Raw genomic sequence first — 25,356 nt, forward strand, 5'->3', positions numbered from 1 at the left:
GCAACAGGTGGCGCGAACGCCGCACGCCACGGCCATCCTTCATGTCGATCGACAACTCGACTACCAAACGCTCAACGATCACGCGGATCGATTGGCCCGCAGGATCATCGACACCGGCCTTCACCGATCCGGGATAATTGCCATCCTCATCAATCGAAGTATCGAGAGCGTCACCGCCATGCTTGCCGTCCTGAAAGCGGGCGCGGCCTACCTTCCGCTTGATCCCGACCATCCTTCCGAGCGACTGGAATCGACAGTACGGGATTGTGGTGCCCGGCTCCTTCTCTACCACGAAACCAAGGTCAACATCGGCGGGGTTAGCAGCCTGGATATCGGCAAAGGTAGCGAACCGAGCACAGCGCTCCCTCCTCGAAACAGCAAAGGCCACGATCCGGCCTACGTCATCCACACCTCGGGATCCACCGGCGCTCCCAAAGGCGTCCGCATTCCCCATCGCGGCGTGCTGAGACTGGTGCTGAACACCAACTACATCAATATCCGAGAAGACGACCGGATCGCCCACGCATCCAATCCGGCTTTCGATGCGTCGACCTTTGAGATCTGGGGAGCCCTCCTCAACGGTGCCTGCCTGACCATCGTCGATCGGGAAGAGCTTCTTTCCCCGCAGCTTCTCCGTCGTCGACTGCTCACCGACCGGATCAGCGTGATGTTTCTAACAACCTCACTTTTCAACCTCGCTGCCGAACTCGCTCCGGAAAGCTTCGACTCCCTGCGGGTTCTTCTCTTCGGTGGTGAGGCAGCGGATCCCGAAAAGGTCCGTCGAGTCTGCGAACGGGACCACGATGTCGAGATCCTCAATGTTTACGGTCCAACAGAAAGCACCAGCTTCGCCACCTTTTACCGGATAGAAACTGACAAGGTTTCGAACCTGCTTCCAATCGGGCGGGCCATTTCGAATACCTCCCTCCACGTTCTCGATCCCCATGGCAAACGGGTGCCGCCGGGCATTGCGGGGGAGCTCTTCATTGGTGGCGACGGTCTGGCCATCGACTACTGGCAAAGTCCCGAACTCACGGCCGAACGCTTTCCGACGCTCCACCTCGAAGGTGGGAATCAGCGTCTCTACCGCAGTGGTGACCGGGTTCGCTGGAACCGCGAGGGTGAGCTCGAATTCCTCGGCCGTCTTGATCGGCAAATCAAGATGCGCGGCTTCAGGATCGAACCGGGCGAGATCGAAGCCACTCTAACATCGCATCCGGATGTGTCCGCTGCAGTGGTAATCGTGGTCAATGATGGCGCCGCCGGGCCGCGGCTTGTTGCCTATGTCGTGACGGTTTCAAAGATCGAAAAGCTCTCCACTTTCCTTGCGGCTCGACTTCCAGGCTACATGGTCCCCGCCACGATCATCCCGCTTGCCGAACTGCCACTCACTCCAAATGGAAAACTTGACCGCAAGCGCCTCCCATCCCCCCAACGCCGTCCGGTCTCACCAGACAACGAACGGCTCAGCGACCAGCAACAGAAGCTTGCTGAAATTTGGCGTGATCTGCTGGGACTCGATCAGGTGAGCCTTGATGATGACTTCTTTTCCCTCGGTGGCCACTCCCTGTTAAGCCTGCGACTGATCCACCGAATCGAAGCCGAGTTCGACAAGAGCATTCCCCTAACAGCCCTCTTCAAGCAACCGACGATCCGCGGGCTCTCCGAGCGCCTCAACGAATCGTCTTCGGATCTCCTCGCGCTTCAATTTGCTGGAAAACTGACTCCTGTCTTTTTCCTTTACGCCGACTATTTGAACGGAAGGGGGTTTAGTCAGGCGCTTGCCGAAAGACTTGGCTCAGATCGCCCGCTGCATGTCTTGCCACCTCTGAGTAGTCGCGTTCAACGCTTGAGTTCGGGTATCGAGGAGGAAGCCTCCAATCAGGTCACCAAGCTCAAGGAGGCCACGCCGCGGGGACCATGGATTCTCGCGGGATACTGCGCCGGCGCGTGGGTTGCCTACGAAATGGCACGCCAACTCGAACAGGCCGGAGAAAGCGTCGAATCGCTCATCCTGGTCGAACTCCCCTCCCCCGATCAACCGACACTGAACCTCGTCGGTGACGGCATTGTCAAAGCCGGAGGACTTTTCGGACTCGATCCAGGGCGACAACTGGCACTCTTTTCTTTGCTCTGGTCGCTCCGCTGGAAAGCCCGGGGCTTTTCCAAACTTCTTCGGAGTCCGGGCGAATGGTCAAGCATCCCGACACGCTGCTGGCGCTGGATCGAAGAGAGCCTGCTCTACGCAGGCCGTGCCAAAAGCGGATGGAACGGCGAGAAAGAATCCGCTGATCCGATACGCGACGGCTCCCTCGAACTTCTCTGGCAACGCGCCCGATATCGAGCCGGGAACTACTCGGGCCCTGTCCATTTGCTACTTGCCGAATCGGCGACTCCCGAAGCCGCCAAAAGGGCGCTTGCCTCGTGGCAGCGACTGGCCCCAGCAACGAGCCTGACTCTCATCCCCGGCGATCATGAAAGCTGCGTTCAGGAACACCGGAGCGATTTTGCCGATCGATTCACGAAGCTACTGGACTCATGAAAGCCACCCTGAAGCGAAGCCCAAACCAGGAATCGGGATCCTAAACCCCGATATCCTCGTTCCACAACTCCGGTTTCTCCCGGATAAAGGTTTCCATCATGTCAATGCACTCAGAATCATCGACAACGACCACCTCCACCCCGCGGCTTCTGAGCAGTTCCTCCTCTCCCATGAAGGTTTTATTCTCGCCAACCACGACCTTCGGAATGCCGTAGAGCAGAATCGCTCCCGAGCACATGCTGCAGGGCGAGAGGGTGGTATAGATCACGCTCTCACGATAGACCGCTGCCGGCTGCCTCTTGGCATTTTCAAGCGCATCCATCTCCCCGTGAAGAGTCGGGCTGCCACTCTGCACGCGCCGATTGTGTCCCCGACCGATGATTTTCCCACCATGGACGAGCACGCTCCCTATCGGAATTCCGCCTTCATCCAGGCCGAGCCGGGCTTCTTCGATTGCTGATTTAAGGAATTGATCCACGATGGGCATATTTTACGCTATCGTCCTTCCAGCGCCAGTCGTTTCATTTGCAAACTGGCGTTTTCATCCAACATTCCAACATGCCTATTGTACGCCTTTCCGGCACCGTTCTCGGAGCCGATGATCCCGGTCGCTCCACCCGCGCCAAACTTCTCTTCCTTCTCTTCCAAGCCGGTTGGGACATCTACAATTCAAACGGCGACCAGAGAATTTCCCTCTCCAACATCGAGGAAAAGATCATCGAGTCCGATGCCTTCGTCTTCACTCCCGGAGCCACGATTGAGGATATGTTCAAGGCGATCTCGGTCTTCGTCGGCTATCAGACACTCGATCGTTTTCTTGCCGGAAAACCCACGATTATCCTCAATTCCGACCAGTCGTGGAACTCGCTATACAAGGTCCTGATCCACCTCGAGAAGATGGGAACGATCAAGCAGGATCACTCCGAATTCATGCTGAACGCCGAGGCACCGGAAGACGTGATTCGACTTCTCGATCAGGCACGGGATCAAGGAATCCCCGATGCCGATCGGGAGAAGATCTGCGCGGCAACCATCCCAACGGCCAACACTCCGCCACCTTCAGACTATCGGGGCAATGTCTGTGTCTTCTGCTCCGCGACTCTCGAGGACCCTGCCTTCATCGCTGATGGAGAGGCCCTTGGCAGACTGCTTGCCGAGAACCGTCTCGGCTGCGTTTCTGGCGCAGGAAAATCGGGAATCATGGGTGCCGTCGTGCGCGGGTCGGTAGGAGCGGGAGGTTGGACCGCCGGTTCAAATGTCCCCCACATCATCGAACTTGAAGGCCTCCCTGATGGCCTCTCGCAGTTCTGGCTGCGCGAGGACATCTACACGCGCATGGAAGTGATGATTGAGCATTCAAACGCCTTCGTCATCTTCCCCGGTGGTGCGGGCACCATCCAGGAGTTACTGGCCCTCATGATCTTCAAACATCGGGATCATCCCGTCATGAAGAACAAGCCGGTGGTCATTTTCAACCGTCCGGGCCCGGATGGAAACGGATTCTGGGATCCGCTCATCGGTCTGCTCGAAGATCAGTGCAAGTCAGACGACTTTGTGGTGGCGACATCTCTTGAAGAGATCATTCCTGCCGTGACCCGACACCTCGAACCAGCCTGACCCTCACTCCAGGCAGTCACAAAGGGCAGCCAGCACGAGATCGACATTCGCCTGAGTCGCCGAATGTCCCATCAGGCCGATCCGCCACGCCTCGCCTTGGAACGGTCCGAGTCCTCCACCGATCTCAATCCCGTAGGTCTCCAGCATCCTCGCACGTACGGCTTCATCCTCGACTCCGTCCGGAATCCTCACGCAGTTCAAGCTGTGGAGTGATCGATCAGGAATGTAACTCAGACCCAGTTCTTCAAGGCCCGCCCTCAATCTGCGATGGAGCTTTTCATGCCGCTCAAAGCGGGCCTCAAGCCCCTCCTCAAGCACAAGGGCTAGAGCTTCGTTCAAGGCATACACCATGTTCACGGGAGCCGTGTGGTGGTGATGCCTCCCTCCACTACCTGTATAGTAGTCCTTGAGCAGGGAAACATCGAAATACCAGCTGCGGACACTGGTCTTTCGTCGCTCCATGACTTCAAGCGCTGCCTCTGAAAATGAGATCGGTGACAGGCCCGGAGGACAGGACAGGCACTCCTGAGTTGCCGAATACACCGCGTCGATATGCCACTCGTCCACCTTCAAAGGGTGACCCGCCAACGAACCCGTGGCGTCCACAATAAGCAGCATGCCCTCTTCATTGAGGAGCTTGGCGATACCTTCAAGCGGCTGATGCGCTCCAGTCGAGATCTCACCGTGTACGATAGCCAGTGCCTTGGCCTTCGGGTAGCGTTGCACGACTTCGCCGATCTGCTCCTCGGTAAAGGTCTTACCCCACTCGACATCGAGCACATGGACCGTGACACCGTTGCGCTTCATCACCTCCACCATTCTCTTTCCGAAGACCCCGTTGACGCAGACGATTGCCTCATCGCCGGGCTCCATCAGATTGGTCACGACGCATTCCATCCCACCGACACCCGTGGCCGAGATTGGAAAGGTCAGCGAATTGTCCGTCTGATAGACTTCCCGCAACTTGGCGCAGGTGTCGTCCATGATCTCGATGAAGCGGGGATCGAGGTGACCAAGTGTCGGCGAAGCCATTGCCCTGAGAACCCGTTGGGGAACGGTGGTCGGGCCTGGCCCCATGAGAATGCGTTCGGGAATATTCATCGTGTGGATGCACTAACAATCACCCGGAAATCACAACGGGGTCAATTCCGCGAACAGGGAACCCCTCACTTCCCGCAAATCCGGGCAAATTCATCAAAATAAGTCGGGAAGGTCTTCGACGTGCAGCCGGGGTCGAGAATGGTCACCGGCGTGTCCGACAAAGCCACCAGTGAAAAGCACATGGCGATCCGGTGATCATTGTAGGTTTCAATTTCCGCATGCTTCAGCGACTCGGGAGGGACAATGGTGAGGTAATCCTCGCCTTCATCCACCGTTGCCCCGACTTTCCGGAGCTCGGTCGCCATCGCCGCCAGCCGATCGGTCTCCTTGACCCGCCAGTTGGCAATGTTGCGGATGGTCGTCGGGCCATCGGCGAAAAGGGCCGTGGTCGCAATGGTCATCGCGGCGTCCGGGATGTGATTCATGTCCTGGTCAATTCCCTTGAGCGGCCCCGTTCTTGAAACGGTGATGTGGTCTTCCGCCATCGTCACCTTGGCACCCATCTCGGCCAGAACGCTGGCAAATGCGGTGTCTCCCTGAAGCGAACGCTCACCAATCCCCGTCACTGTCACCTCCCCACCACGAATCGCCGCGGCGGCGAGAAAGTATGAGGCCGAAGAAGCATCGCCTTCCACCAGAAAACCTCCCGGCGAACGGTAGCTTTGGCCGGCTCGGATGGCGAAACTTTCGTAATGCTTGTTCTCCACCTCAACCCCGAAAGCCTTCATCAACGCCAAGGTGATATCGATGTAGGGTTTGGAAACAAGATTGCCCTCGATCTCCAGCACCACCTCGCCATCCGCCAAGGGCGCTGCCATCAACATCGCTGTTAGAAATTGGGACGACACGCTTCCATCGATCTTCGCCCGGCCACCGGGCAGGCGCTTGCCCCGGATCCTCAGCGGCGGATAGCCCTCGTTCTTCTCGCACACAAGATCCGCCCCCAATTGCCTCAAGGCATCTAACAAATGGCCGATCGGGCGTTCTTCCATCCGTGGCTCCCCCGTCAACAGCACCTCGACGGGAGAGAGTGCGAGCGCCGCAGCCAGCGGCCTCATCGCCGTGCCCGCATTGCCCAGGAAAAGCTCAGTGACTCCTTCCGCAGAAAACGCCCCACCCAGGCCCCGCACTCTGCATGTTCTCCCGTCTTCACTGAGTGAAAACTCCACTCCCAGAAGTCTCAGACCCGCGAGCATGTGCTCGACATCATCGCTGACGAGCAGATTGCTCAGTTCGGTTTCCCCTTCGGAAAGAGCTGCCAGCAGCAGGGCCCGGTTCGAAATGCTCTTGGAGCCCGGCAGATGGATCGTCCCGGAAACATGAGAAATGGGTTCAAGAGTCAGCGAAGTCATCGGTCAGCGGAGCCTCCGAAAAGCAACCGACATTTGCAAGTCGGACCGAATCCTGCCTGCTCCCTTGGAAGAGAAGCCAAGCCCGCTCAAAAAAGCTCACCCAGATGCTCGGCGCTGGTCTGACCTAGGAGCACGAATGCCCGATTATCTTGCTCCCAGCTGGCCACGGCCCAATCACCGCTCTGCTCGAATTGAGGCCGACCATCGCTTGGCAAAGAACCGGAAACATCCTTGCGGCGGAACACAACGAGATGAACAACCTCGTTCTCGCCCCGCTTGAAGCAGATGATCGCACCTGGCTTCCCATCGATTTCGATCACGCGACAGCCAAGGCCTGGAATCTTTTCGAGCCCCTCCGGGATGCACCCTGACGGGCAGGCTCTTCCCGATTTGTGGATGAACTCAAACAAGGTGTCGTGGTCCGGATTCTTGAGGTCCAACGCGAACTCGGGAGACTCCAGAGCCGCGATCGCCTCGGACTGAACGAAGGATACTGGTACTGCAGAACCTCCATTCTCGAGACCCGAATCGACGCTGCTATCGCCTGTTGGCGGCTGCTCCGACTGAATGACAAGAGCCAAAGCGATTCCGGCAGCTGCCGCAAGCGGCACTCCAAAGCGCCACCATGACGACCCACGTCGCGATCCCGCCTTCGGAGCGCTTTGTTCCATCGCCGCCAGAATCTCATCTCGCATTCCCTCCGGTGGTTTCACGGTCGCCAAGGCACCAATGAACGAGGCATCGATTTTGTCGGCCTGAGGCAAATCTCCACGCTCCGCGGCAAGGCCCGCGAGGATTTCCTCACGCAGACCATCAGGGAGCGGAAGCGTTCCCAGCACCTCCGAAAAATCGGCGTCCAGCGCACGCTCCTTCGCCAGCCATTCGCCGAGATCACGATCAGCAGCCGCAAGTTGCAGCGCTTCGGCAAACTCCGGATCGGCGGCATCGGAACCGCCGGGACGGAAACACCTTAAAATAAATCGAGCTTCTTCCTTATCCATGGCTCTTCAAGGTTCCGGGTTTCATTTGCAAAAGGTTCTTCGGAGCACTCGCAGGCTCCGCAGTCATCCGGCGGCGGATCATCTCCTTCGCCCGGGAAATCCGCGACATCACCGTGCCGATCGGAATATCCAAAATCTCAGCGATCTCCTTGTAGCTGTGCTGTTGGAGATAGAAGAGGGTGATCGGAGCGCGGAAAGTCTCCTCCAAGTCACCTAGTAGTTCGAGGGCCCGCTGCCCGTCCATCTGCCGATCCGTTTCGTCCTCTGAAGACTCCAATCGGCCGGCAACCGCCTCGGTCAGTTCCTGATCACTGAAGCGCTTGGACTTGCGAGCATGAGAAAGAAACTCACGATGAAGCGTGGTAAAGAGCCAGGTCTTCGCTCGCGAACGCTCCCGCAACTGATGCCCTTTCTGGGCCCAGATGCAAAAAGTCTGCTGAACCAGATCCGACGCCGTGTCGGGGTTCTTCGCCAGCGACATCGCAAAGCGATACAACGCCTGATAATGCGCATCAACCAGTTGCTCGAATTCACTCATCAACGTCCCTGAGAGCCTTAGCCCCCGGGAATATTCCCGCGATGAGAAAAATTCTGCAAAAATCCCTCCGCGATCGCCTCAGCGATTGCCGGGAAACTCGATGACGTTGCTTGGCAGCGATCGCCCTTTGTGGTCCCCGCGGGTGTTGCGGTCCATCAAACGGGAGGCGAGCTCCAAAACTTTGCGAAGATCAGTGTGACTCGGTTCCTTCGGTGGGAAGGCAATTTTTTTTACGGCCTGTCGGCTCATGGTCTTTGTAAGGAGGGGTTGGGTGAGAACCACTCCCGTCTCGGCCTGACCTTGGGGGGCACGGGCTGGACCATCCGGGTGTGTATGGGTGGGACGCCGGATAGTCAACATTACCCACATTACAAGGCAAGGCATAAATCGCTGATTCGTAGATACTTTTGTTCACTTAAATATCTTAGGTTCCTAGTAATTCACTCTTATTAACACCTTAATGACCGGATTTCCCCACCGGCATTCTTTCGTAACCCTTTGATTGAGCGTTCCCCACGCATTTCGATCCGGTAGCCCAAAGCTGCACCAACCTCGTTTCCACCCCAGGCTTTTCGAAGGAGTCAGGGGATTTCGAGGACCAAAAAAGATCTAAAAAATTAGGCCTGGATGCCTACAAACTCCCCAAGCTCGAAGATCCCCAAGTCATCTCCCGGACAGCTTGCGGGCTCTGCTGAGACTTACCCTGACCCGATTCTTTCCCTGACTTGATTGACCTGAAGAAAGCACCCGCGATTTGCCTTGACGGTCCAAACGCCCCGTGCATTCTTCGCCGCCCGTTCAAAACGAACCCCTTTTTATCATGGCTAGAGTTTGCAGCATCCGAGGAAGCCGAGTCCGCTCAGGCGGAATTATCAATCGTTCAGGTCTCGCCAAGAAAAAGGGCGGTATCGGTCGTCACGTTACCAAAGTGGTCAAACGCAAGGTAACCCCCAACCTGCAGAGCAAGCGCATCTGGATTCCTGAGGAAAACCGCTGGGTGCGTCTGACGCTTTCCTGCCGGGCACTGAAGACGATCAACAAGAATGGTGCTTACGCCACTCTCAAAAAGGCCGGGTTGATTTAAATCAGCCCCCGATTCCAACATTCTGACAAGCGGCCCGGAGGAACCTCCCGGCCGCTTTTTCGTGCCCGCTCATCCGACCACCACCGGCACCAGCACCCCATCCTTCATGCCGTGAATCTTCTTTTTGTCGGCTGGGACGATGGTCGCCAGGCATCCTCCCAATTCCGTCCGCCCGTCGTCATCCGTGAAGTAGTAAGGACAGAGCCTTACCCGTCCCTTCATGATTTCAACGGTGCCATCTTCTCGGAAAACCGGGTGCTCAATGACCCTCGTCTCACGAAACTCCTGCATCATCCACGGCTGCTGTTCGAAGTCCTCCAAGGCCGCTTCGAGCCGCGTCTTCCATTCGTCCTTTGATAAATCCTGACCGACGAAGACACCGCGTGATCCCCACGCTGTCTCGTGAAATCCGCTGATCTTCAAAACCAGCTCCCGCTCCTTCTGACTGAAGTTCGCCACCTCCGCCCATGAATTGACATCCAGTTTCGGCAAGGCGGCCTGTGGCGGCAAGGGTGAGGGATCGACGATCCAGCCAAAAGGCACCAGATCACGAATTCGGTCCAAATGACTGCCGCGCATCATCTCCTCCCAGACCGCTCTCAGCGCTGGAGTCCAGAGAAGAGCCAGCCAAATCTTGTCCTCGAGGTGAGGCTTGCAAGGCGGGCTTAGCTTGAGCCCATCGGATGCCGAACGTTCCGCCAAGCTTCTCGCCATCGGAATTGCCATCCAATCGAACCACTCGAAAAAGCGGTAGAGAGCCTTTTCATCCGCTTGATACGCCTCGGCGTCGGAAACCTCCCGCCCTCCGCCCGCCTGCGCTACGAGCCATTCCATTTCGCGACGGTAATCCGTGGCCTCCTCAGAGATCAGAACTCTCCCCCCCTCGTCGAGAATTGACGAGAAGCCCTCGACCATCCCCCGCGCTCCCCCGGCGACCTCATAACCAGCATCAGCGTAGAGCTGCGAAAGCCACGCAGTGATCCCCAAGCCACCCGGCACGGCATCCAGCTCAGTCAGCGAAAAACCCTTTTCACCCAGCAACAAATCAGGCCGGATGATGCGAGGAAAGACGTCACCCAAAGCGGCTTCGCGCTGAAGATCCACCATCCACGTTGGCTTCCCGGTATCCAAGATCTCGGCAATCCAAGCCGGTAAACTCCCGCTCGCGCTGCGACGATAAATGGCATCGCAGGTCCGCTGGAATCGAGCCAGGGGATGACCGAGGCCCTTGATGAATCTCATCTCACCTTTCGACAGCGTCAATGGCTCTGGCGAGTAGCGCCAGCCGCCATCGTAGAGACCGCCCTTCGGCAAAGCCGCGTGGATTTGCGATAATTCAAGACTCATGACATTGAACGCAAGGCCCCACGGATCAATTCTTCCGTGCTTGCTCCGGGAACCTCATCAAGCATTTTCCGCACCGCTTTCCGGGCATCCACCTGCTTGTAACCCAAAGCCACCAAAGCCAACTCCGCATCCGCCGTTGTCGGAGCCATCGTGCCACTTGCCACCTCGGCCCAGGTCTCGGCCACCCCAACCTTATCTTTAAGCTCAAGGATGATCCGTTCCGCCGTTTTCTTGCCGAGCCCCTTGATTTTCGAAAGCTCCACAGCCTCCCCACCCGCCACACAGGCCTTGAAGCGACCCACCGGCATGCCGCTCAACACCGCCATCGCAATCACCGGGCCGATTCCGCTCACCCTTTCGATCAGTAGCAGAAACACATCGCGCTCCTCCTCAGTGGCAAAACCATAGAGCACCTGCGTGTTCTCACGCACATGAAAGTAGGTCCTCAACTCAAGCACCTCACCAAGCACCGGATTCAATTGATCGACACTCGAAACCGGCACCAGCACCTCGTACCCGACCCCACCGACATCCAGCACCAGACGATTCGGAAAACTCTCCCATACTTTTCCCCGCAGCCTGACGATCATTGGGCCGTAGCTTGCCGCGCACCCGCCCTCCGTCAATTCCGATCACCTACCAATCGCCAGAGGGCGATCAAGCTAAGGGGAAACCAACTCCTACTGAGCACATTCTTGGACCAGGATGGATCGGATTTTGGAGTCATCGTCTGCGATCAACGGCCAGCACTTGGCCCAATCACGATCAAAAACCTGATGATTTCTGAATCTCATTGCCTACATCCTTTTGATCCTATCCATCCTGGTCCGATCCTTTCCTAGCTTGATCGCCCCGGCAAAAATTTTCGGAACTTTTTACTTGAAATTTAAGACATGTTAAATTTCTATAGTATTTCTTCATCCCGGGCTTTTTTGCGGTCGCTTTTCTAGTATCTTGCTGCTATGATACAACCGTTATGGCAACCACCACGAAACGCACTCGGTTTTCACGCCGACTTCCCGATCATGTCACTGATGAACTTTGCGTCGTCCTTGCGGAGGACAAAGTCTTTGGTTTCAACGACCTGTTTGAGCGCGTCTTCGAGAATCTGAAAGTTCGCAACGCCGTCAGCGGCGGCGAAGAAATGCTTCGCCTCCGGGCCTATGAGAAGCTTCAGAACCTCGTGACCCGCGGCTTGGTCGAAAAGCTCGGTAAGGAATATAAAGGAACTGACCGCGTTCACGAAGCCTCCTCAGAGTGGCTCGCGAAGCAGGCTCAGGAAGATTGATTCCAAAAGAATCTGCTCTTTTCCCTTAACCCGCCCCGGACTTAAAAACCCGCGGCGGGTTTTCTTTTGCCACTGAACATCGCGAGATTCCACTCAAGTCCCCCGAAGTTCCACTATCTTATCGCTTGGCACCCGTCCTCCGGCCGCTTATCACCCCCCTTGTTCCGCCAATGATCGATCAATTCCTTCCCGTCTTTTTCCAGATTCTGGTCGCCTCCGGATTCGCGGTTGTCGCTCTGACCCTCAGCGTCGTCCTCGGAAAATCGGCAAAAACCAACGCCACCAAGGACTCGGCCTACGAGTGCGGCATGGTGCCGATCGGTGAAGGTGCGCCTCGGTTCTCGGTGAAGTTCTATCTGGTCGCGATGCTCTTCGTGATCTTCGATATCGAAGTCGTCTTCATGTATCCGTGGGCGGTCCAGTTCCGCGACCTCGTCGCAGGCGGCAATGTGGTCCCACTTCTCAGTATGGCGAGCTTTGCAGGGATTCTGGCATTCGCCTATGTCTACGCCCTGCGCAAGGGAGCGCTGAGCTGGAAGTAAGCAAGGGTCACCCTCACCCCCGCCGGGCTCTAGCAGAAAGCGGAGCCTGAAGTTCCTTCGCTCTCGCCCGGGCCCTCACTCAGATGTCTCGACTTCCGGTGCATCATCTTCAGAAATACCGCTTTCCGTGTCCTCGTCATCCGCATCTGCATCCGGAATGACTCGAGCAATATCCTGAAGCTTCTCACCTTCATTCAGGCTGAGTAGTTTGACACCCATCGTATTTCGGCCCGCTTCACGAACCTCTGAAACACGGATTCGGATCGATTGGCCACCCGAAGTCATCAGCATGAGCTCGTCCTCTTCCCTAACGCTCACCGCCCTGACCACTTCGCCAGTCTTCTCGCCGACCTTCATCGTGATGATGCCCTTACCACCGCGCGATTGGCTCCGATAGTCATCAAACGGCGTCCGCTTGCCGATCCCCTTCTCAGAGGCCACAAGAAGCGTCGAATCTTCGGAAACAATGGCCAAGCCGACCACATAGTCTCCCTCACCCGGCTTGATCCCTGCAACTCCGGCCGTCGCGCGGCCCATCGCCCGCGATTGCTCCTCGGGGAATCGCAGGCTCAGACCCTTGCGGGTTACGAGGATCGCCTCGTCCTTGCCGGAAGTCAGTCGCACATCAATCAGCACATTTCCCTCTTCAAGGCGTATCGCTATGATGCCGTCTTTGCGGTAATTGCGGAAGTCATTCAGCGGTGTCTTCTTCACCTTGCCACTGCGCGTGGCAAACAGCACATAGCCCGCATCCTCGCGGAAAGTGATGTCATTGCCATCCTCATCAACCGCTCGCTCAAGACGAAGTACCGCTGCGACACTCTCTTCCGCCTGAAGATTGAGCACATTCTTGATGCTCCGACCTTTCGCCGAGCGAGACGCTTCGGGAATCCCGTAGACGCGCTCGACATAGACCCTGCCGGTGTTGGTGAAGAACATCAGGTAGTCGTGGGCCTGGACCGAGAACATCTGCTCGACGAAATCCTTCTCGTCCTCGTCCTTCGGATTGCGGGTCTCCATCCCACGCACGCCTTTTCCTCCGCGTGCCTGAACGCGGTACTCGCTGGCCGCTGTCCGCTTCACATAGCCACGATGGCTGAGCGTCACGATCATGCCATCGTTGGCAATCAGATCCTCGATCGCAATCTCGCCCTCATCCGGAAGAATCGGGCAGCGCCGCGGCGTCCCATACTTTTCCTGAATGGCCCGCAGTTCCTCCTTGATGATCGCGAGCACGCGAGACTCCTTTTCAAGGATGTCCATGAAGTCCTTGATCTCCTCGATGATGGCATCGTACTCGCCCTTGATCTTGTCCTGCTCCATCGCCGTGAGCTGATAGAGGCGGAGTTCGAGGATCGCATTGACCTGGCGGTCGGTGAATTCGTAGCGATCGCCCTTGATGCTCGGCTGGCTGCGGATCAAAACGCCCAAACGCTCGGCCGTGGCAATGGAGAAGTCGTAGGCCTTGAGCTTCTCGCGCGCCTCCTCACGGTTCCTCGATTCGCGGATGATCTTGATGAAATCGTCAAGGTGACCCAAGGCCAGCAGGAACGCTTCGAGGTTCTCCGCACGGTCCTCCGCTTTCTTGAGCAGGAAGCGGGTCCGACGGATGACGACCTCACGCCGATGGTCAATGAAGGCATCAAGGCAATCGATCACCGACATCTGTTTCGGACGACGCTCGTGAATCGCCAGCATGTTGACCCCGAACGAGGTTTCCATGGCCGTCAACTTGTAGAGCTGATTAACGACCACTTGCGGACGGGCCTCACGCTTCAGCGTGATCTCGATTCGCGTCTCCTCATCCGAGAGGTCACGCATCCCGGAAATATCCACCAGCACCTTCTCCCTCACCAATTCGGCAATGCGCTGTTGCAGCGTCGCCCGGTTCACCCCGTGAGGAACTTGCCGGATCGTGATCGTCGAAGTGCCTGAGGCATTCTCTTCGATCTCCATCGTACCTCGGATCTTCACGCTGCCACGACCGGTGCGGAAATAACTGTCGATCCCCTTGAAACCCCGAATCTCGCAGGCCGAGGCAAAGTCTGGGCCCTTGATGAATTCCTTGATGCCCTCGACAGAAATCGTCGGGTCATCGATGCGGGCACAAACGCCGTCGATTACTTCACCAAGATTGTGCGACGGAATGTTTGTCGCCATGCCCACAGCGATCCCCGTCCCGCCATTGACGAGCAGGTTCGGAATCGAAGCAGGAAGCACCACGGGCTCCACCGAGTTTTCATCGTAGGTGATCTGGTGGTCGACCGTCTCCTTTTCGATGTCGGTCAGCATGGCCGAACCCATCGGCGTCATCCGGGCTTCGGTATATCGCATCGCGGCCGGTGCATCGCCTTCCACCGAACCGAAGTTACCCTGACCATCGACAAGCGGCTCACGCAAGGTCCATGGCTGAGCCATGTTGACCAAGGTCGGATAAATCGCCCCATCACCGTGGGGGTGATACTTACCCATCGTCTCACCGACGATACGCGCACACTTCAAATGCGGCTTGCCCTGGGTGAGCGAAAGGTCGTGATGCATCGCATAGAGCAGGCGTCGCTGCGATGGCTTCAATCCATCCCGTGCATCGGGAAGGGCTCGGGAAATAATGACCGACATCGAGTAGTCCAAAAAGGACTTCGACATTTCGTCGGCAACGTTGATCCACTTGATCTGTTCTTCAGACATCTTTTGAAAAATTGGTTTCTACTATCCTCGATTCCTCAGACATCGAGGTTCTGGACGTTCAGGGCATTGTCCTCAATGAAGCGCTTGCGAGGCTCCACGATGTCGCCCATCAACACGTCGAACATCGTGTCCGCTTCCAGTTGATTTTCCTCATCGAGCCGCACTCGCAGCAGCTTGCGGGTCGCAGGGTCCATGGTGGTTGAATAAAGTTCCTTGGCATTCATTTCACCAAGGCCCTTGAATCGCTGAATTCGCATCCCCCGACGCCCGATCTCAAGCACCCGATCAAGGATCTCGAATAGATTGAACACCGGACTAGGGTCCGCGTCCTTGCCGTCTCCTTCGATCAGTTCGTAGATCGGTTCATCATCGGAAAAGAAAGGATCTGTCTGAACCCCGAACTCACGCAGACGTTCCAAAAGCTTCGAAATGGCAGTCGCCTCGTGGAGTTCATACTTCACGGCACGGCGTGGCATGCTGCCATACTTTTCCTTGATGGCCGCATCTTCCTCCTCGCTCAACTCCTCATTGAACAAGCGCAGATCGCGGTTTCCGGCTGAAAATGACAGCACTGATCGCTCGTCGGCAAAGTAATGAATGTCTTCAACATTACCTTCACGAACCCGGACCAGATACTCAGGCAGTTTGCCATCGACGGAGGCCTCCAGCAAGTCCCGGAAAGTCCCGCCATGACCCTCCAAAGCCTTCGTGTAACGCGTCATCTGCGCCAGTACATCGAGCACGCTCTGAAGTAGATCGCTGGCAACAAACTCCTGGGTTCCGGGCTTTTGCAAGCGCACGTCATCCGATCCCAGTGAGATCAGGATCTTGTTCAGTGCCGCATCGTCTGCCACGTACTCCTCCCGCTTCTTGCGGGTGACTTTGTAAAGGGGCGGCTGGGCGATGTAGAGGTAACCCGCCTTGACCATCTCCGGCATGTGTCGACAGAAGAAGGTCAACAGCAGCGTCCGAATGTGGGAACCATCCACATCGGCATCGGTCATGATGATCACCTTGTGGTAACGAACCTTCTCCAACTTAAAGGCACCCTCCTGGTCACCATCGCCGATACCCGCGCCAATCGCCGTGATCATGGCTTGGATTTCCTTGTTCTGAAGAGCTCGATGAAGACGTGCCTTCTCGACATTGATCACCTTGCCTCGCAAAGGAAGAATCGCCTGGGTCGTCCGATTTCGGCCGGACTTCGCAGAGCCACCGGCCGAGTCTCCTTCCACAATATAGATCTCTGACTTTGCCGGATCACGCTCGGAACAATCCGCCAACTTGCCGGGAAGTCCGCCGCCGGAGAGCACCGACTTTCGGACGGTCTCGCGCGCCTTGCGGGCCGCATCCCTCGCACGTGCGGCGTTGACCGCCTTGTCGATGATCGTCTTGGCCAGGTTCGGGTTCTCGTCGAAGTAGGTCTGCAGACCATCGTAGACGATCGAACTCACCACCCCTTCGATCTCCGCGTTGACCAGTTTGTCCTTGGTCTGGGAACTGAAGCGCGGATTCGGCATCTTGACGCTAATCACGCAGACGATGCCTTCACGAACATCGTCACCGGAAAGTGCGGGATCCTTATCCTTGAGAATCTTGTTTCCTTTGGCGTACTGATTGATCGCGCGGGTCAGAGCACCACGGAAACCGGTAAGGTGCGCTCCCCCGTCGGCGTTCGGAATCGAATTGGCGAAACAAAGGATCTGATCGTTGTAGCTGTCGTTATACTGAAAAACGACGTCAGCGAACACGTCGTCCTTGGCGATCTTACCGTCATAGTCGACTTCCACTTTTCGCTTGCCCCTGAGGATGACCGGTTCGGCGTGAACCAGCGTCTTGTTCTCACCCAACTGGGCGACAAATTCCTCAATCCCTTTGGCATAGTAGAAGGTCGTCTTCTCGGCGCTCTCCGGTCGTTCGTCTTCAAGTTCGATCGTCAGCCCCGGATTGAGGAAGGCCAGTTCGCGCAGACGTTTGGCAAGTCGATCGAATTCGAAATCGATGGTGTCCGTGAAAATCGTCGCATCGGGAAAGAAGGTAATGCTGGTCCCCGTCTGCCCGACAGGCACCTCGCCAATGACTTCCAAAGGCTTGGTCGTCTTGCCACGTTCGAAAGTGATCGCATGAACCTTTCCTTCACGGCGGACCTCCGCCTTGAACCAGTCGGAAAGCGCATTGACGCACTTGGCACCAACACCGTGAAGGCCCCCTGAATACTTGTAGGCACCCTGGCCGAATTTCCCACCCGCATGAAGACTGGTCAGCACCAGCTCGACTGCGGGAATGCCAAACTTCGGATGAATGTCGACCGGAATTCCACGACCGTCATCGGTAATACTGACCGAGCCATCAACATGGATCGCGATCTTGATCAGATTGCAATAGCCCGCCAGATGCTCATCGATCGAGTTGTCAAGGACCTCAAAAACGCAGTGATGAAGACCTCGGATATCGGGGTCTCCGATATACATTCCCGGCCGCTTTCGCACGGCCTCCAACCCCTCAAGTTTGTCAATCTGCTCGGCACCGTATAGCTGCTCCCCACTGACCTTGGTTTCGGCCTCTTCAGGCTCTTTTGACTCGTCGGACATGAACTGGCTGATCGTCCGAAATGGCGCCGACCGAGGCAAGGCCGATCACCCGAAATTCGGTCCTTTTTTCAAGGCTCTCGAGCCAGCATCAATGAGCTGATTCTTAGCGGCTTCGGGTGACTCGATTGTGAGGGGAATTGCGAACTCCAGCTCCTCGGATCAGACCAGGTCCAGACACTCTTTTTGCCACTTCAACAACAAATCATCAGCACCTTCATCATCACTCATCAGAGTTTCGATGACGGCTCGCGAGGCAATCAACGATGAATCAATTTCAAGCTCCTCGGCCTTGCGATCACGGATGGCCAGCATCTCGTTGACCCGATTCTCGAAATCGCTGTCTCTCCGTCGACGCAGACCCTTGATCTTCTCTGGAAAATCTGTGGGTGCTTGCTTTCCTGCCTTCGACAAGGCGGCTTCAAGTCGGCGACGGCGATCGGACCGAAAGTGACCGGGAAATTCAACCTTCTTGCCGGCGGCGAGGCTGCCGCTCCACTCGAGAAGATTTCGATTCGTCGCCACCATGAAGGAAGGACGATCCCAGCTCTCCGCTTCCCCATCACGCCACTGCCACAAGGCACGAAGATAGTTCAATCCCTTCCTGTCCAAGCGTCCCGATCCCTGAACCCGCCACGGATCCTCCTTCAACTCGTCCCGCTCCAGAACCTTTTGTCGTGCGGCATCGCAGCTCTCCACGAACCACTCGTATCGGCCCTTCTCCTTGAGCTCTTCGACAATCCTCTCCCCCATCGGCAAAAGATAGCGAACATCGTTCAGTGCATACTCCCTCATTTTGGATGATAAGGGTCGCTTCCCCCAGTCGGCCTTCTGGGAAGTCTTGGACAAGACGACTCCAAAATAATGCTCCACCAGATTCGCCAGCCCAAATTTTTGCACACCCAGTAGGCGTGCTCCGATTTGGGTGTCGTAAACGACCGGAGAAATTTCGTCGAATTCCCGGCGCAGCATCGTCATGTCGTAGTCCGCCCCATGCATCCACACCGTCGCCGTGCGGAGAAAGCTGCCGAGAGCATCCATCTGGTCCAGAGCGAGAGGATCAATCAACACCGACTCAGATCCCACAGCAAACTGAATCAGACACAGCGACTCCTTGTAACGATGCAGGCTGTCAGCCTCGGTATCGATGGCACAAACCTCCCCGGGTGACAAAGGGCTCAACAATCGATCCAATCCGTCAGGGGTGTCGATCATTTCGCTTTCTCCAGTTTCCATCTCTCTACGATTCAAGTGGGGGGCAATCAGAGCGGCAGACGGCTTTCCTTACACGAAGTAAGAATCACCCAGCCTGAGACAGTCCGCGATCTTGGACCACAGAAAGCGGGATCCATTCCCCAAACCCTGCCTCAATTAACGAACGGAAACCTCACGGATAGGAATCTCACGGATCAGAGGCAGCGCCAGGAAATCCGCAGGATCGGCCGCCTCTTTGGTCGTGATCACATAAGCAGTATCATCGTTCTGAACAATATCCCAAACCTGATCGTTGGGAGTGATGGTCGAATATCTTTCTCCGCCATCAGTCGAAATCCGATACTGATAGGTAGCCGCACCAAACGGGCGTTTGGCCATCGTAAACGAAACCTTCCCTTCGGTGTCCACGGTAGGTGTCACCACGCTAGCGGGATACATGATAGCCGCATCCGTTGGGTCACCCAAAAGCGCATACTCCTGAACGTTGGTCTGGCCGTCACCATCAAAATCAGCGTTGGCAGATGTAATATTATCCGGCTGGCCCGTCGGGAAGCTAGCGATTCTGTAACCTTGGTAAGAATCCACGAACAGAATCTTAAAGCTGAACAGTCGGGTCGAAGTATCGAATGCAATCGCACTGGTGCCGCGAAAGCGCTGAAAGCGAAGACGAAAGAATGCCTGCTGTCCAAACACATTCTCGGGATTGGCGGGATCCTCGAAACCGCTAAGGAGCGGCGGAAGGATGTATCTCTGTTCGAGAGGGCTATCGAGAACGAGACTCGGTGCTGCGTTCTCACCCTCTTCGCCGGTATCAGGATCAGTGCCACCACTGGGAGGGAAAAGCACCGCATCCTCGTTTTCATCGAGAATACTGATCCTGATTTGGTCGGTCGCTGGAGAGGTGTTGGAAGGATCATTTCCAACCCATGTGACCTCGGTGGTAAGTCGGTGATCCATCAGGTAATTGCCATTGGCGTCATAGATTCCCGAGGTAAACTGGAATGGATTCACCTGCAAATTCAGCGCAGGATTAAGAGCCTCTGGAATCGAAGTGAAGCTGACTGCAATGGGGACGAAGCGCAAAGGATCGCCCAAGCGAGGGAAAACAAATTGGTAAGTACCATAGACGATCTCGCGATTGAACTGCGCAAGGCCATTGGGCCCTGGCGGATAATTGCGCGCAAACTCGTAGATGCTCACATTGTACTGACGCACCGCTACCGTCAGGATGTTGAAGAAAATGATGGAACCGCGATCAACAAAGGGGCCAAGAGGCCGGGGAAGTTCCGATGGAGGAGCCGAGATCAACTGGCAGAGATCCGGCAGGAAGGGTTCGACAAGGATGGCGGGAATCACCTGAGAGATCGAATAGAAGCTCAGGTCGTCCCGCACACCGTCACCATTAAAGTCACCGCTTGCGATGAAACCCGTAGTCCCGATCGGACAGAAAATATAGGGACGGACGATGACGGGAGAAGGGTCATCGACGCATTGAGCAAAGGACACGCCGCCATCACGGAAGCCGACAAACAGATCGCCGCCGCGGAAATCGAGCGCGGCCTGTCCACGCTGCAGGAAGTCCTGACCCGTCGAAAAGGTCAAGATGATCTCAGACGAAGCAGGAACCGCTGACGCGACCAGTGCAAACGCTGATATGAAGAGCTTTGAAAGGGGTTTCATTGCGAAGAAGCTCGTCTTTCCCCCCCTTGGTGACAAGCGTTTTCTCTGTTCTCGAGCCCACCCCTTTGTCGACTTTTCAAGCAATCTAGCGCAATCCTCGAAGAAGAAGCTCGGTATTGCTCTTCGTGGTCCCGAGATTCTTCATCAGCGTCTCAATCGCTTCACCCACAGGCAGCTGAGCCAACTGACGCCGAATATCGACCACTTTGGCAAATTCATCGGGATGGTAGAGCCGATCGTCATTTCGAGTCCCACTTTGAGGGATGTGGATCGCCGGGTAAATCCGCCGTTCGGCCAACTCTCGGTCGAGCCGGACCTCCATGTTTCCCGTTCCTTTGAATTCCTCAAAAATTACGTCGTCCATGCGACTTTCCGTCTCGATCAAGGCCGTCGCAAGCACCGTCAGACTCCCCCCCTCTTCCACATTGCGGGCATTTCCGAAGAATTTTCGCGATTTCTGAAGGGCTGCCGGGCTGACGCCTCCACTTCCAATCGGTCCACCTTGAGACGCGGAATTATGCCCCCGGGCGAGGCGCGTCAAACTATCCAGCAGCAGCACGACGTCCTTTTTCTGCTCAACCAGCCGCCGAGCGCGTTCAATCACCAGATCAGCCACCTGCGCGTGGCGTTTTGCAGGTTCGTCGAAGGTTGAGGCGAAAACCGTTGCGCCAACCGTTTCCTCGAAATCGGTGACCTCCTCGGGGCGCTCATCAAGCAACACCACGATCAGCTCGATTTCGGGATGGTTGGCGTGAATCGAGCGCGCGATTTGCTTGAGCAAAATGGTCTTTCCTCCTCGTGGCGGGGCCACAATCAGGCCTCGCTGGCCCTTGCCAAGCGGCGCGATCAAATCGATCGCCCGCGGACTCAGAAAATCCACTCCCTCCCCTTCGAGGATGATTCGCTCCTCAGGGAAAAGCGGCGTGAGCTTGTCAAAATCCTTGCCTGCTTCGAATTCATCGACAGGCACTCCCTCGATCTCAAGCACTTCGATCGCGCTCAGAAACTTGTCCCGATCGCGCGGACAACGAACCCTCACCTTGACCCGGTTGCCCGGGCGAATGCCGTGATCCTTCAGCAGGTTGCCATTCAGGTGCAAGTCATCGGGTGCTGTTCGGAAACTCCGGGCTGGATCACGCAGCATCGCATAGTTCTCTTTTGCCTGTTCGACGATGCCCTCACCGACCAGCACCGCGCCTTCGCGGGCTTGAAAGGTCAGCAATTCAAAAATCAACTGCGCTTTGGTCGGGGCGATCGGCATGCGACCGGGCACGGCCTCAGCCATCGACTGGAGTTCAGCCAGCGACTTCTGACGAAATTCATTGATGTCGATCACCGGAGCCTCGACGGCGTCGGTTTCAATTTCGGGCGCAGCCGCGGTCTCGGTGTCTGGGGTATCTTCGCTCATAATGGCGTGGAAATGCAGGAAGCGGGTGAGCTGCGATCTCAGTTGATCTCGCGGCCCTTCGTTCCAAAAAACAACATCCGCCCGCCGGATCTTTTCCTCCGCCCCCATCTGGGCGGCTAGAATCGAACGGGCCAAGGCATCGTCGAAGCCGTTGCGTTGCTTGAGACGCTCAAGTTGGGTGTCCCAACTTGTCGCCACCAGGAGATTGAGTGCCTGTCCAAAATCGAAGTCGGTTTCAAACAGTAGCGGAACATCCGCAACGAACAACGGCGAGGAGAGTTTGCGCGCAGATTCCAGCGATTCAAGACATTCCTCCTGAACCCGGGGGTGGAGAATTTTTTCCAGCTGTTCCCGCGCGCCCGAGTCTCCGAACACGATCGCCCTCAGAGCCGACCGGTCCACCCCACCCGCCGGCAATCGGCAAGAGTCCCCAAAAACCGCCGCGACCTCGTTCTCAACTTCCCGATGGGTCTCGAGAAGGGCTCTGACGCAGCGGTCTGAGTCAAAAAAGCCAAGCTTCGGGCAGAGTGCCTTCAGCATGTCGCAGGCGGTCGACTTGCCGCTGGCAATTCCCCCTGTAAGTCCAAGAACGAGCATCTCAGGAAACTAGTGTCGACGCTTGCGACGATCCAGCGGGAACCTCGGATCTGGTTCAAATTGCCTGGAATACTGCCAGCCTCGTTCCATCGAGATAAAAAAAAGCGGGCGGAGGGAAAAACCCTCCGCCCGCTGGGAATAATCAGGAATTGATCACTGGAGCGGTGGCAGGACGCCGTCGACACCACCTCCAAGGTCGCTGACTGGTTCCACCTTGTCCTTAATGTTCCGACCGGTCGCATCGATGATGTTCGCGGTAACGAAGATGATCAGGTTGCTCTTGATCCGGTTCTCAGCACGGCTCTGGAAGAGACGGCCGATGAACGGGATGTCGCCAAGAATCGGCACCTTGTCTTCCACGTTCTGGACGTCTTCACGCATCAGACCACCGACCGCGACGGTGTAGCCGTCAAAGATGGTGAGTGCGGTCGTCACACTGCGCTTGGAGAAGACCGGCATTTCGATCCGGTTTTCCGTGATGGTCACCGTCGTCGGGTTACCCAGCAAATCGGTCGATGGCGACTGAATCGGGCTACCGTAGTTGATGAAGCCTTCGAATTCGACGATCTCCGGAGCAAAGTTCAGGTCGATCACGAAGTTATTGGCTCCAATGTTCGGCGCGATTTCGAGGGTCACACCCGTATTCCGTGTCTCAAAGGACGTCGGAGTCGCGGGAGTCACCGGGAAGCTCTGGCTGCCGCCTCCAACGAGGCCGCCACCGCCACCACCAAAGCCACCACCGACGCTGTTTGGAAGTTCAGGTGGCTCGTATTCGGTAGGATAGATAAACTCACGAATGATCTCGATGGTCGCCTTCTCACCCGAACGGGCGGTCACGCTTGGTGCCGTCATCAGGTCCGAACCCTTCTTCTGGGAAAGACCGCGCATGATCAGCTGCACCTGACCGTCGGAGAACAGACCGGTGAGGGCAAGGATGCCAGGGGCGGGACTTGCCGTTTGAGCCGTCCGGTTCGGATTGTTGAGGATCGAGTTGATGCTGTTACGGGTAATCGCGCCGTCTCCGGAACGGTTACCAGCACCAATGATGTTGGTGACATCAGCACCCGGTGTCGCCGGAATTCCCGGAATGGTCACACCATCCACGGGCGAGATGAAGTCGGCATTGGTTCTGGACTGTCCACTTCCGACGGTGCCACCGCCAAGGAAAGTCGTGTCCTGAGCAATACCGAACGGAGTCACGATCCAGTCGAAGCTGAGTTCGTCCGAATTCTCTTGGGAAACCTCCACGAACTTCGTCGAGATCTTCACCTGCTTCGGAGCAAGGTCCTGAATGCTGGCAACAATCGTCTCAACCATATCGAGGTTGCTTGGCGTGTTGCGCACCATCAGGGTGCTGTTCGCAGAGAAGAACTGAGCCGAAGCATCGGTCGGGAACTTCACACCGTTCGACTTCAGGGCTTCCACCACATTCATCTTCGGCTTGAGTGAACTGCCACCACCGTCGCTAGGAGCGGCAAATGGGTCGACATCTCCACCACCACCGTCACCGCCGCCACCTTCGCTGATGCGGGTGACGAAGTCAGGTGGGACATTGAAAGTCCGGGTGAAGAGATCCTCACCGGTTTCGGTCGCTGGCTTGATGGTGACGGCGAAATCGTCAACCGACCAACGCAGGCGGGTCGCCTCGCAGATGTAGTTGAGCGCTTCAGCAAGCGGCACGTTGCGCAGACGGAGTTCGTTGATACGGGCGGTGCCGACATCAGCTGAAGCTCCACCATCAGCACTCAGACCATCATCACCACCACCTGCACGAGGCTTGCGGATGACAAAGTTGATGCCCTTCCTGTCAGGGTCCATTTCCCAGGTGTCGAGCTCGATCGAGCGGACACGAAGGTAATCGATGGCTTCCTCGACCGAGGTATCCTCAAAGTCGATGATCGGAATAATGATGTTCCTAAGCTTCTGGAGAATCAGTGTCGCTCCGACTGAAGTGGTGGCCGGACCGCTGGTACCGATATCGATCTGTGGCTCATCGGGTGGCACGGCCAGTTCCCATGCACGGTCAACCTGCATCAGCAGCTCAGCGCGAGCTTGATCGTAGGCAGCGCGGTAATAGTCGGTCTTGGCGGCGTTCACACGCTCGAGTCCACGGCGGGCGGCGGTGTTGTAAGGATCGATGCGAATGACCTTATCATACTCCTCCTTGGCCTGATCATATTTGCCGAGATCAAAGGCACCCTCAGCCATGTAGAGTCCACGACGGACAGCGTCGACATCCTGGGTGTGTTCGTAAGTAAGCGCCGGGTTGGTCCGAATCGGATCATCGAGCCACTCCGACTTGGTCTTGGCGGCGATGTTGTCGGGATCAACTTCAAGCACGGCGTCGACCAGTTGATGGGCCTCATCATACTTGCCAGTGCGGCGATACTGTTCAGCCAAGGCGACCGACGCATCACCAAGCGACTTCTTGAGGAAGTCCCGGCGATCCTGAAGAAGCGGTGCGTCCGGAAGGATTTGAAGCGCTTCCGAATACTTGTCGTAGGCTTCCTTGTAATCGCCACTGGCGTAGGCTTCACGGGCTTCGTCACGGAGACGATCGGATTCGGCGACCTGTTGCTGGCGACGGATCATTTCCTTCTGGGCAAGGCTGCTGTAGCCACCCGAGGAATATCCCTCACCTGCATTGGCCACGGTCATGGCGACCGGCATCACGGAAGCCGCCGCCAGAAGGCCGGCTAGAGTGGTGCGATAGGAATGCTTTGGCGTTTTTTGCATGGTTGAGAAGGGGTTTTGCCGATCATCCCGGC

18 protein-coding genes are annotated in these 25,356 nt (G+C 56.6%); 5 read left to right on the forward strand and 13 right to left on the reverse strand.

The genetic code is table 11. The annotated features are described in order from the left end of the window. The coding region (locus WBG04_RS16235) for an amino acid adenylation domain-containing protein (RefSeq protein ID WP_424315577.1) at window positions 1-2,542 on the forward strand (2,542 nt) is incomplete at its 5' end. Between the two features lie 40 nt (window positions 2,543-2,582). Here WBG04_RS16235 and WBG04_RS16240 read toward each other — a convergent pair. Continuing rightward, entirely contained in the window at window positions 2,583-3,029 is a 447-nt protein-coding gene (locus WBG04_RS16240) for a nucleoside deaminase (RefSeq protein WP_424315579.1), read from the reverse strand. 71 nt (window positions 3,030-3,100) lie between these two features. Between WBG04_RS16240 and WBG04_RS16245 the strand changes: the two genes are divergently transcribed. After that, entirely contained in the window at window positions 3,101-4,159 is a 1,059-nt protein-coding gene (locus tag WBG04_RS16245) for an LOG family protein (protein WP_424315581.1), read from the forward strand. A gap of 3 nt (window positions 4,160-4,162) precedes the next feature. On the opposite strand, the gene WBG04_RS16250 is transcribed toward WBG04_RS16245, so the two are convergent. From WBG04_RS16250 to WBG04_RS16265, 4 genes are all read right to left on the reverse strand, one after another. After that, the gene (locus tag WBG04_RS16250; RefSeq protein WP_424315583.1) at window positions 4,163-5,260 is read right to left on the reverse strand and encodes a pyridoxal-phosphate-dependent aminotransferase family protein; all 1,098 of its coding nucleotides are present in this window, start codon (window positions 5,258-5,260) and stop codon (window positions 4,163-4,165) included. Window positions 5,261-5,325: 65 nt separating this feature from the next. Beyond that, a complete protein-coding gene (aroA, locus tag WBG04_RS16255) occupies window positions 5,326-6,612 on the reverse strand; it encodes a 3-phosphoshikimate 1-carboxyvinyltransferase (protein ID WP_424315585.1) in 1,287 nt (428 codons plus the stop codon). Window positions 6,613-6,698: 86 nt separating this feature from the next. Beyond that, on the reverse strand, window positions 6,699-7,613 hold the full coding sequence (locus WBG04_RS16260; RefSeq protein ID WP_424315587.1) for a hypothetical protein: 915 nt from the start codon (window positions 7,611-7,613) through the stop codon (window positions 6,699-6,701). Further along, the gene (locus WBG04_RS16265) at window positions 7,606-8,151 is read right to left on the reverse strand and encodes an RNA polymerase sigma factor (protein ID WP_424315588.1); all 546 of its coding nucleotides are present in this window, start codon (window positions 8,149-8,151) and stop codon (window positions 7,606-7,608) included. Before WBG04_RS16265 ends, WBG04_RS16260 begins: the two co-directional genes overlap by 8 nt. 820 nt (window positions 8,152-8,971) lie before the next feature. Here WBG04_RS16265 and rpmB point away from each other — a divergent pair. Further along, the gene (gene rpmB / locus WBG04_RS16270) at window positions 8,972-9,235 is read left to right on the forward strand and encodes a 50S ribosomal protein L28 (RefSeq protein ID WP_424315590.1); all 264 of its coding nucleotides are present in this window, start codon (window positions 8,972-8,974) and stop codon (window positions 9,233-9,235) included. A 69-nt stretch (window positions 9,236-9,304) separates the two neighbouring features. Here the strand turns inward: rpmB and WBG04_RS16275 are convergent, their stop codons facing one another. Beyond that, complete coding sequence (locus WBG04_RS16275) at window positions 9,305-10,582, reverse strand: hypothetical protein (RefSeq protein ID WP_424315592.1); 1,278 nt, start codon at window positions 10,580-10,582, stop codon at window positions 9,305-9,307. Beyond that, window positions 10,579-11,172, reverse strand: a complete 594-nt coding sequence (gene ruvA / locus WBG04_RS16280; RefSeq protein ID WP_424315594.1) for a Holliday junction branch migration protein RuvA — start codon at window positions 11,170-11,172, stop codon at window positions 10,579-10,581. The genes WBG04_RS16275 and ruvA overlap by 4 nt, the downstream gene beginning before the upstream one ends. A gap of 386 nt (window positions 11,173-11,558) precedes the next feature. Here ruvA and WBG04_RS16285 point away from each other — a divergent pair, with 386 nt between their 5' ends. Continuing rightward, complete coding sequence (locus WBG04_RS16285; protein WP_379709842.1) at window positions 11,559-11,870, forward strand: hypothetical protein; 312 nt, start codon at window positions 11,559-11,561, stop codon at window positions 11,868-11,870. 170 nt (window positions 11,871-12,040) lie between these two features. Next, window positions 12,041-12,412, forward strand: coding sequence for an NADH-quinone oxidoreductase subunit A (locus tag WBG04_RS16290; protein ID WP_424315596.1), 372 nt, complete (start codon window positions 12,041-12,043; stop codon window positions 12,410-12,412). A gap of 75 nt (window positions 12,413-12,487) precedes the next feature. On the opposite strand, the gene gyrA is transcribed toward WBG04_RS16290, so the two are convergent. The 6 genes from gyrA to WBG04_RS16320 form a co-directional block, all read right to left on the reverse strand. Then, window positions 12,488-15,100, reverse strand: a complete 2,613-nt coding sequence (gyrA, locus tag WBG04_RS16295; protein WP_424315598.1) for a DNA gyrase subunit A — start codon at window positions 15,098-15,100, stop codon at window positions 12,488-12,490. Window positions 15,101-15,135: 35 nt separating this feature from the next. Further along, entirely contained in the window at window positions 15,136-17,691 is a 2,556-nt protein-coding gene (gene gyrB / locus WBG04_RS16300; RefSeq protein WP_424315600.1) for a DNA topoisomerase (ATP-hydrolyzing) subunit B, read from the reverse strand. Window positions 17,692-17,850: 159 nt separating this feature from the next. Next, window positions 17,851-18,924, reverse strand: a complete 1,074-nt coding sequence (locus WBG04_RS16305; protein ID WP_424315602.1) for a ribonuclease D — start codon at window positions 18,922-18,924, stop codon at window positions 17,851-17,853. A 135-nt stretch (window positions 18,925-19,059) separates the two neighbouring features. Continuing rightward, entirely contained in the window at window positions 19,060-20,583 is a 1,524-nt protein-coding gene (locus tag WBG04_RS16310) for a hypothetical protein (protein WP_424315604.1), read from the reverse strand. Window positions 20,584-20,668: 85 nt separating this feature from the next. Then, the gene (rho, locus tag WBG04_RS16315; RefSeq protein ID WP_424315606.1) at window positions 20,669-22,588 is read right to left on the reverse strand and encodes a transcription termination factor Rho; all 1,920 of its coding nucleotides are present in this window, start codon (window positions 22,586-22,588) and stop codon (window positions 20,669-20,671) included. Between the two features lie 153 nt (window positions 22,589-22,741). Next, window positions 22,742-25,324, reverse strand: a complete 2,583-nt coding sequence (locus WBG04_RS16320) for an Amuc_1098 family type IV pilus outer membrane protein (RefSeq protein ID WP_424315608.1) — start codon at window positions 25,322-25,324, stop codon at window positions 22,742-22,744. Between the last annotated feature and the right edge of the window lie 32 nt (window positions 25,325-25,356).

This window comes from Haloferula sp. (genome assembly GCF_049672945.1).
In the GTDB taxonomy this organism is placed as follows: domain Bacteria; phylum Verrucomicrobiota; class Verrucomicrobiia; order Verrucomicrobiales; family Akkermansiaceae; genus Haloferula.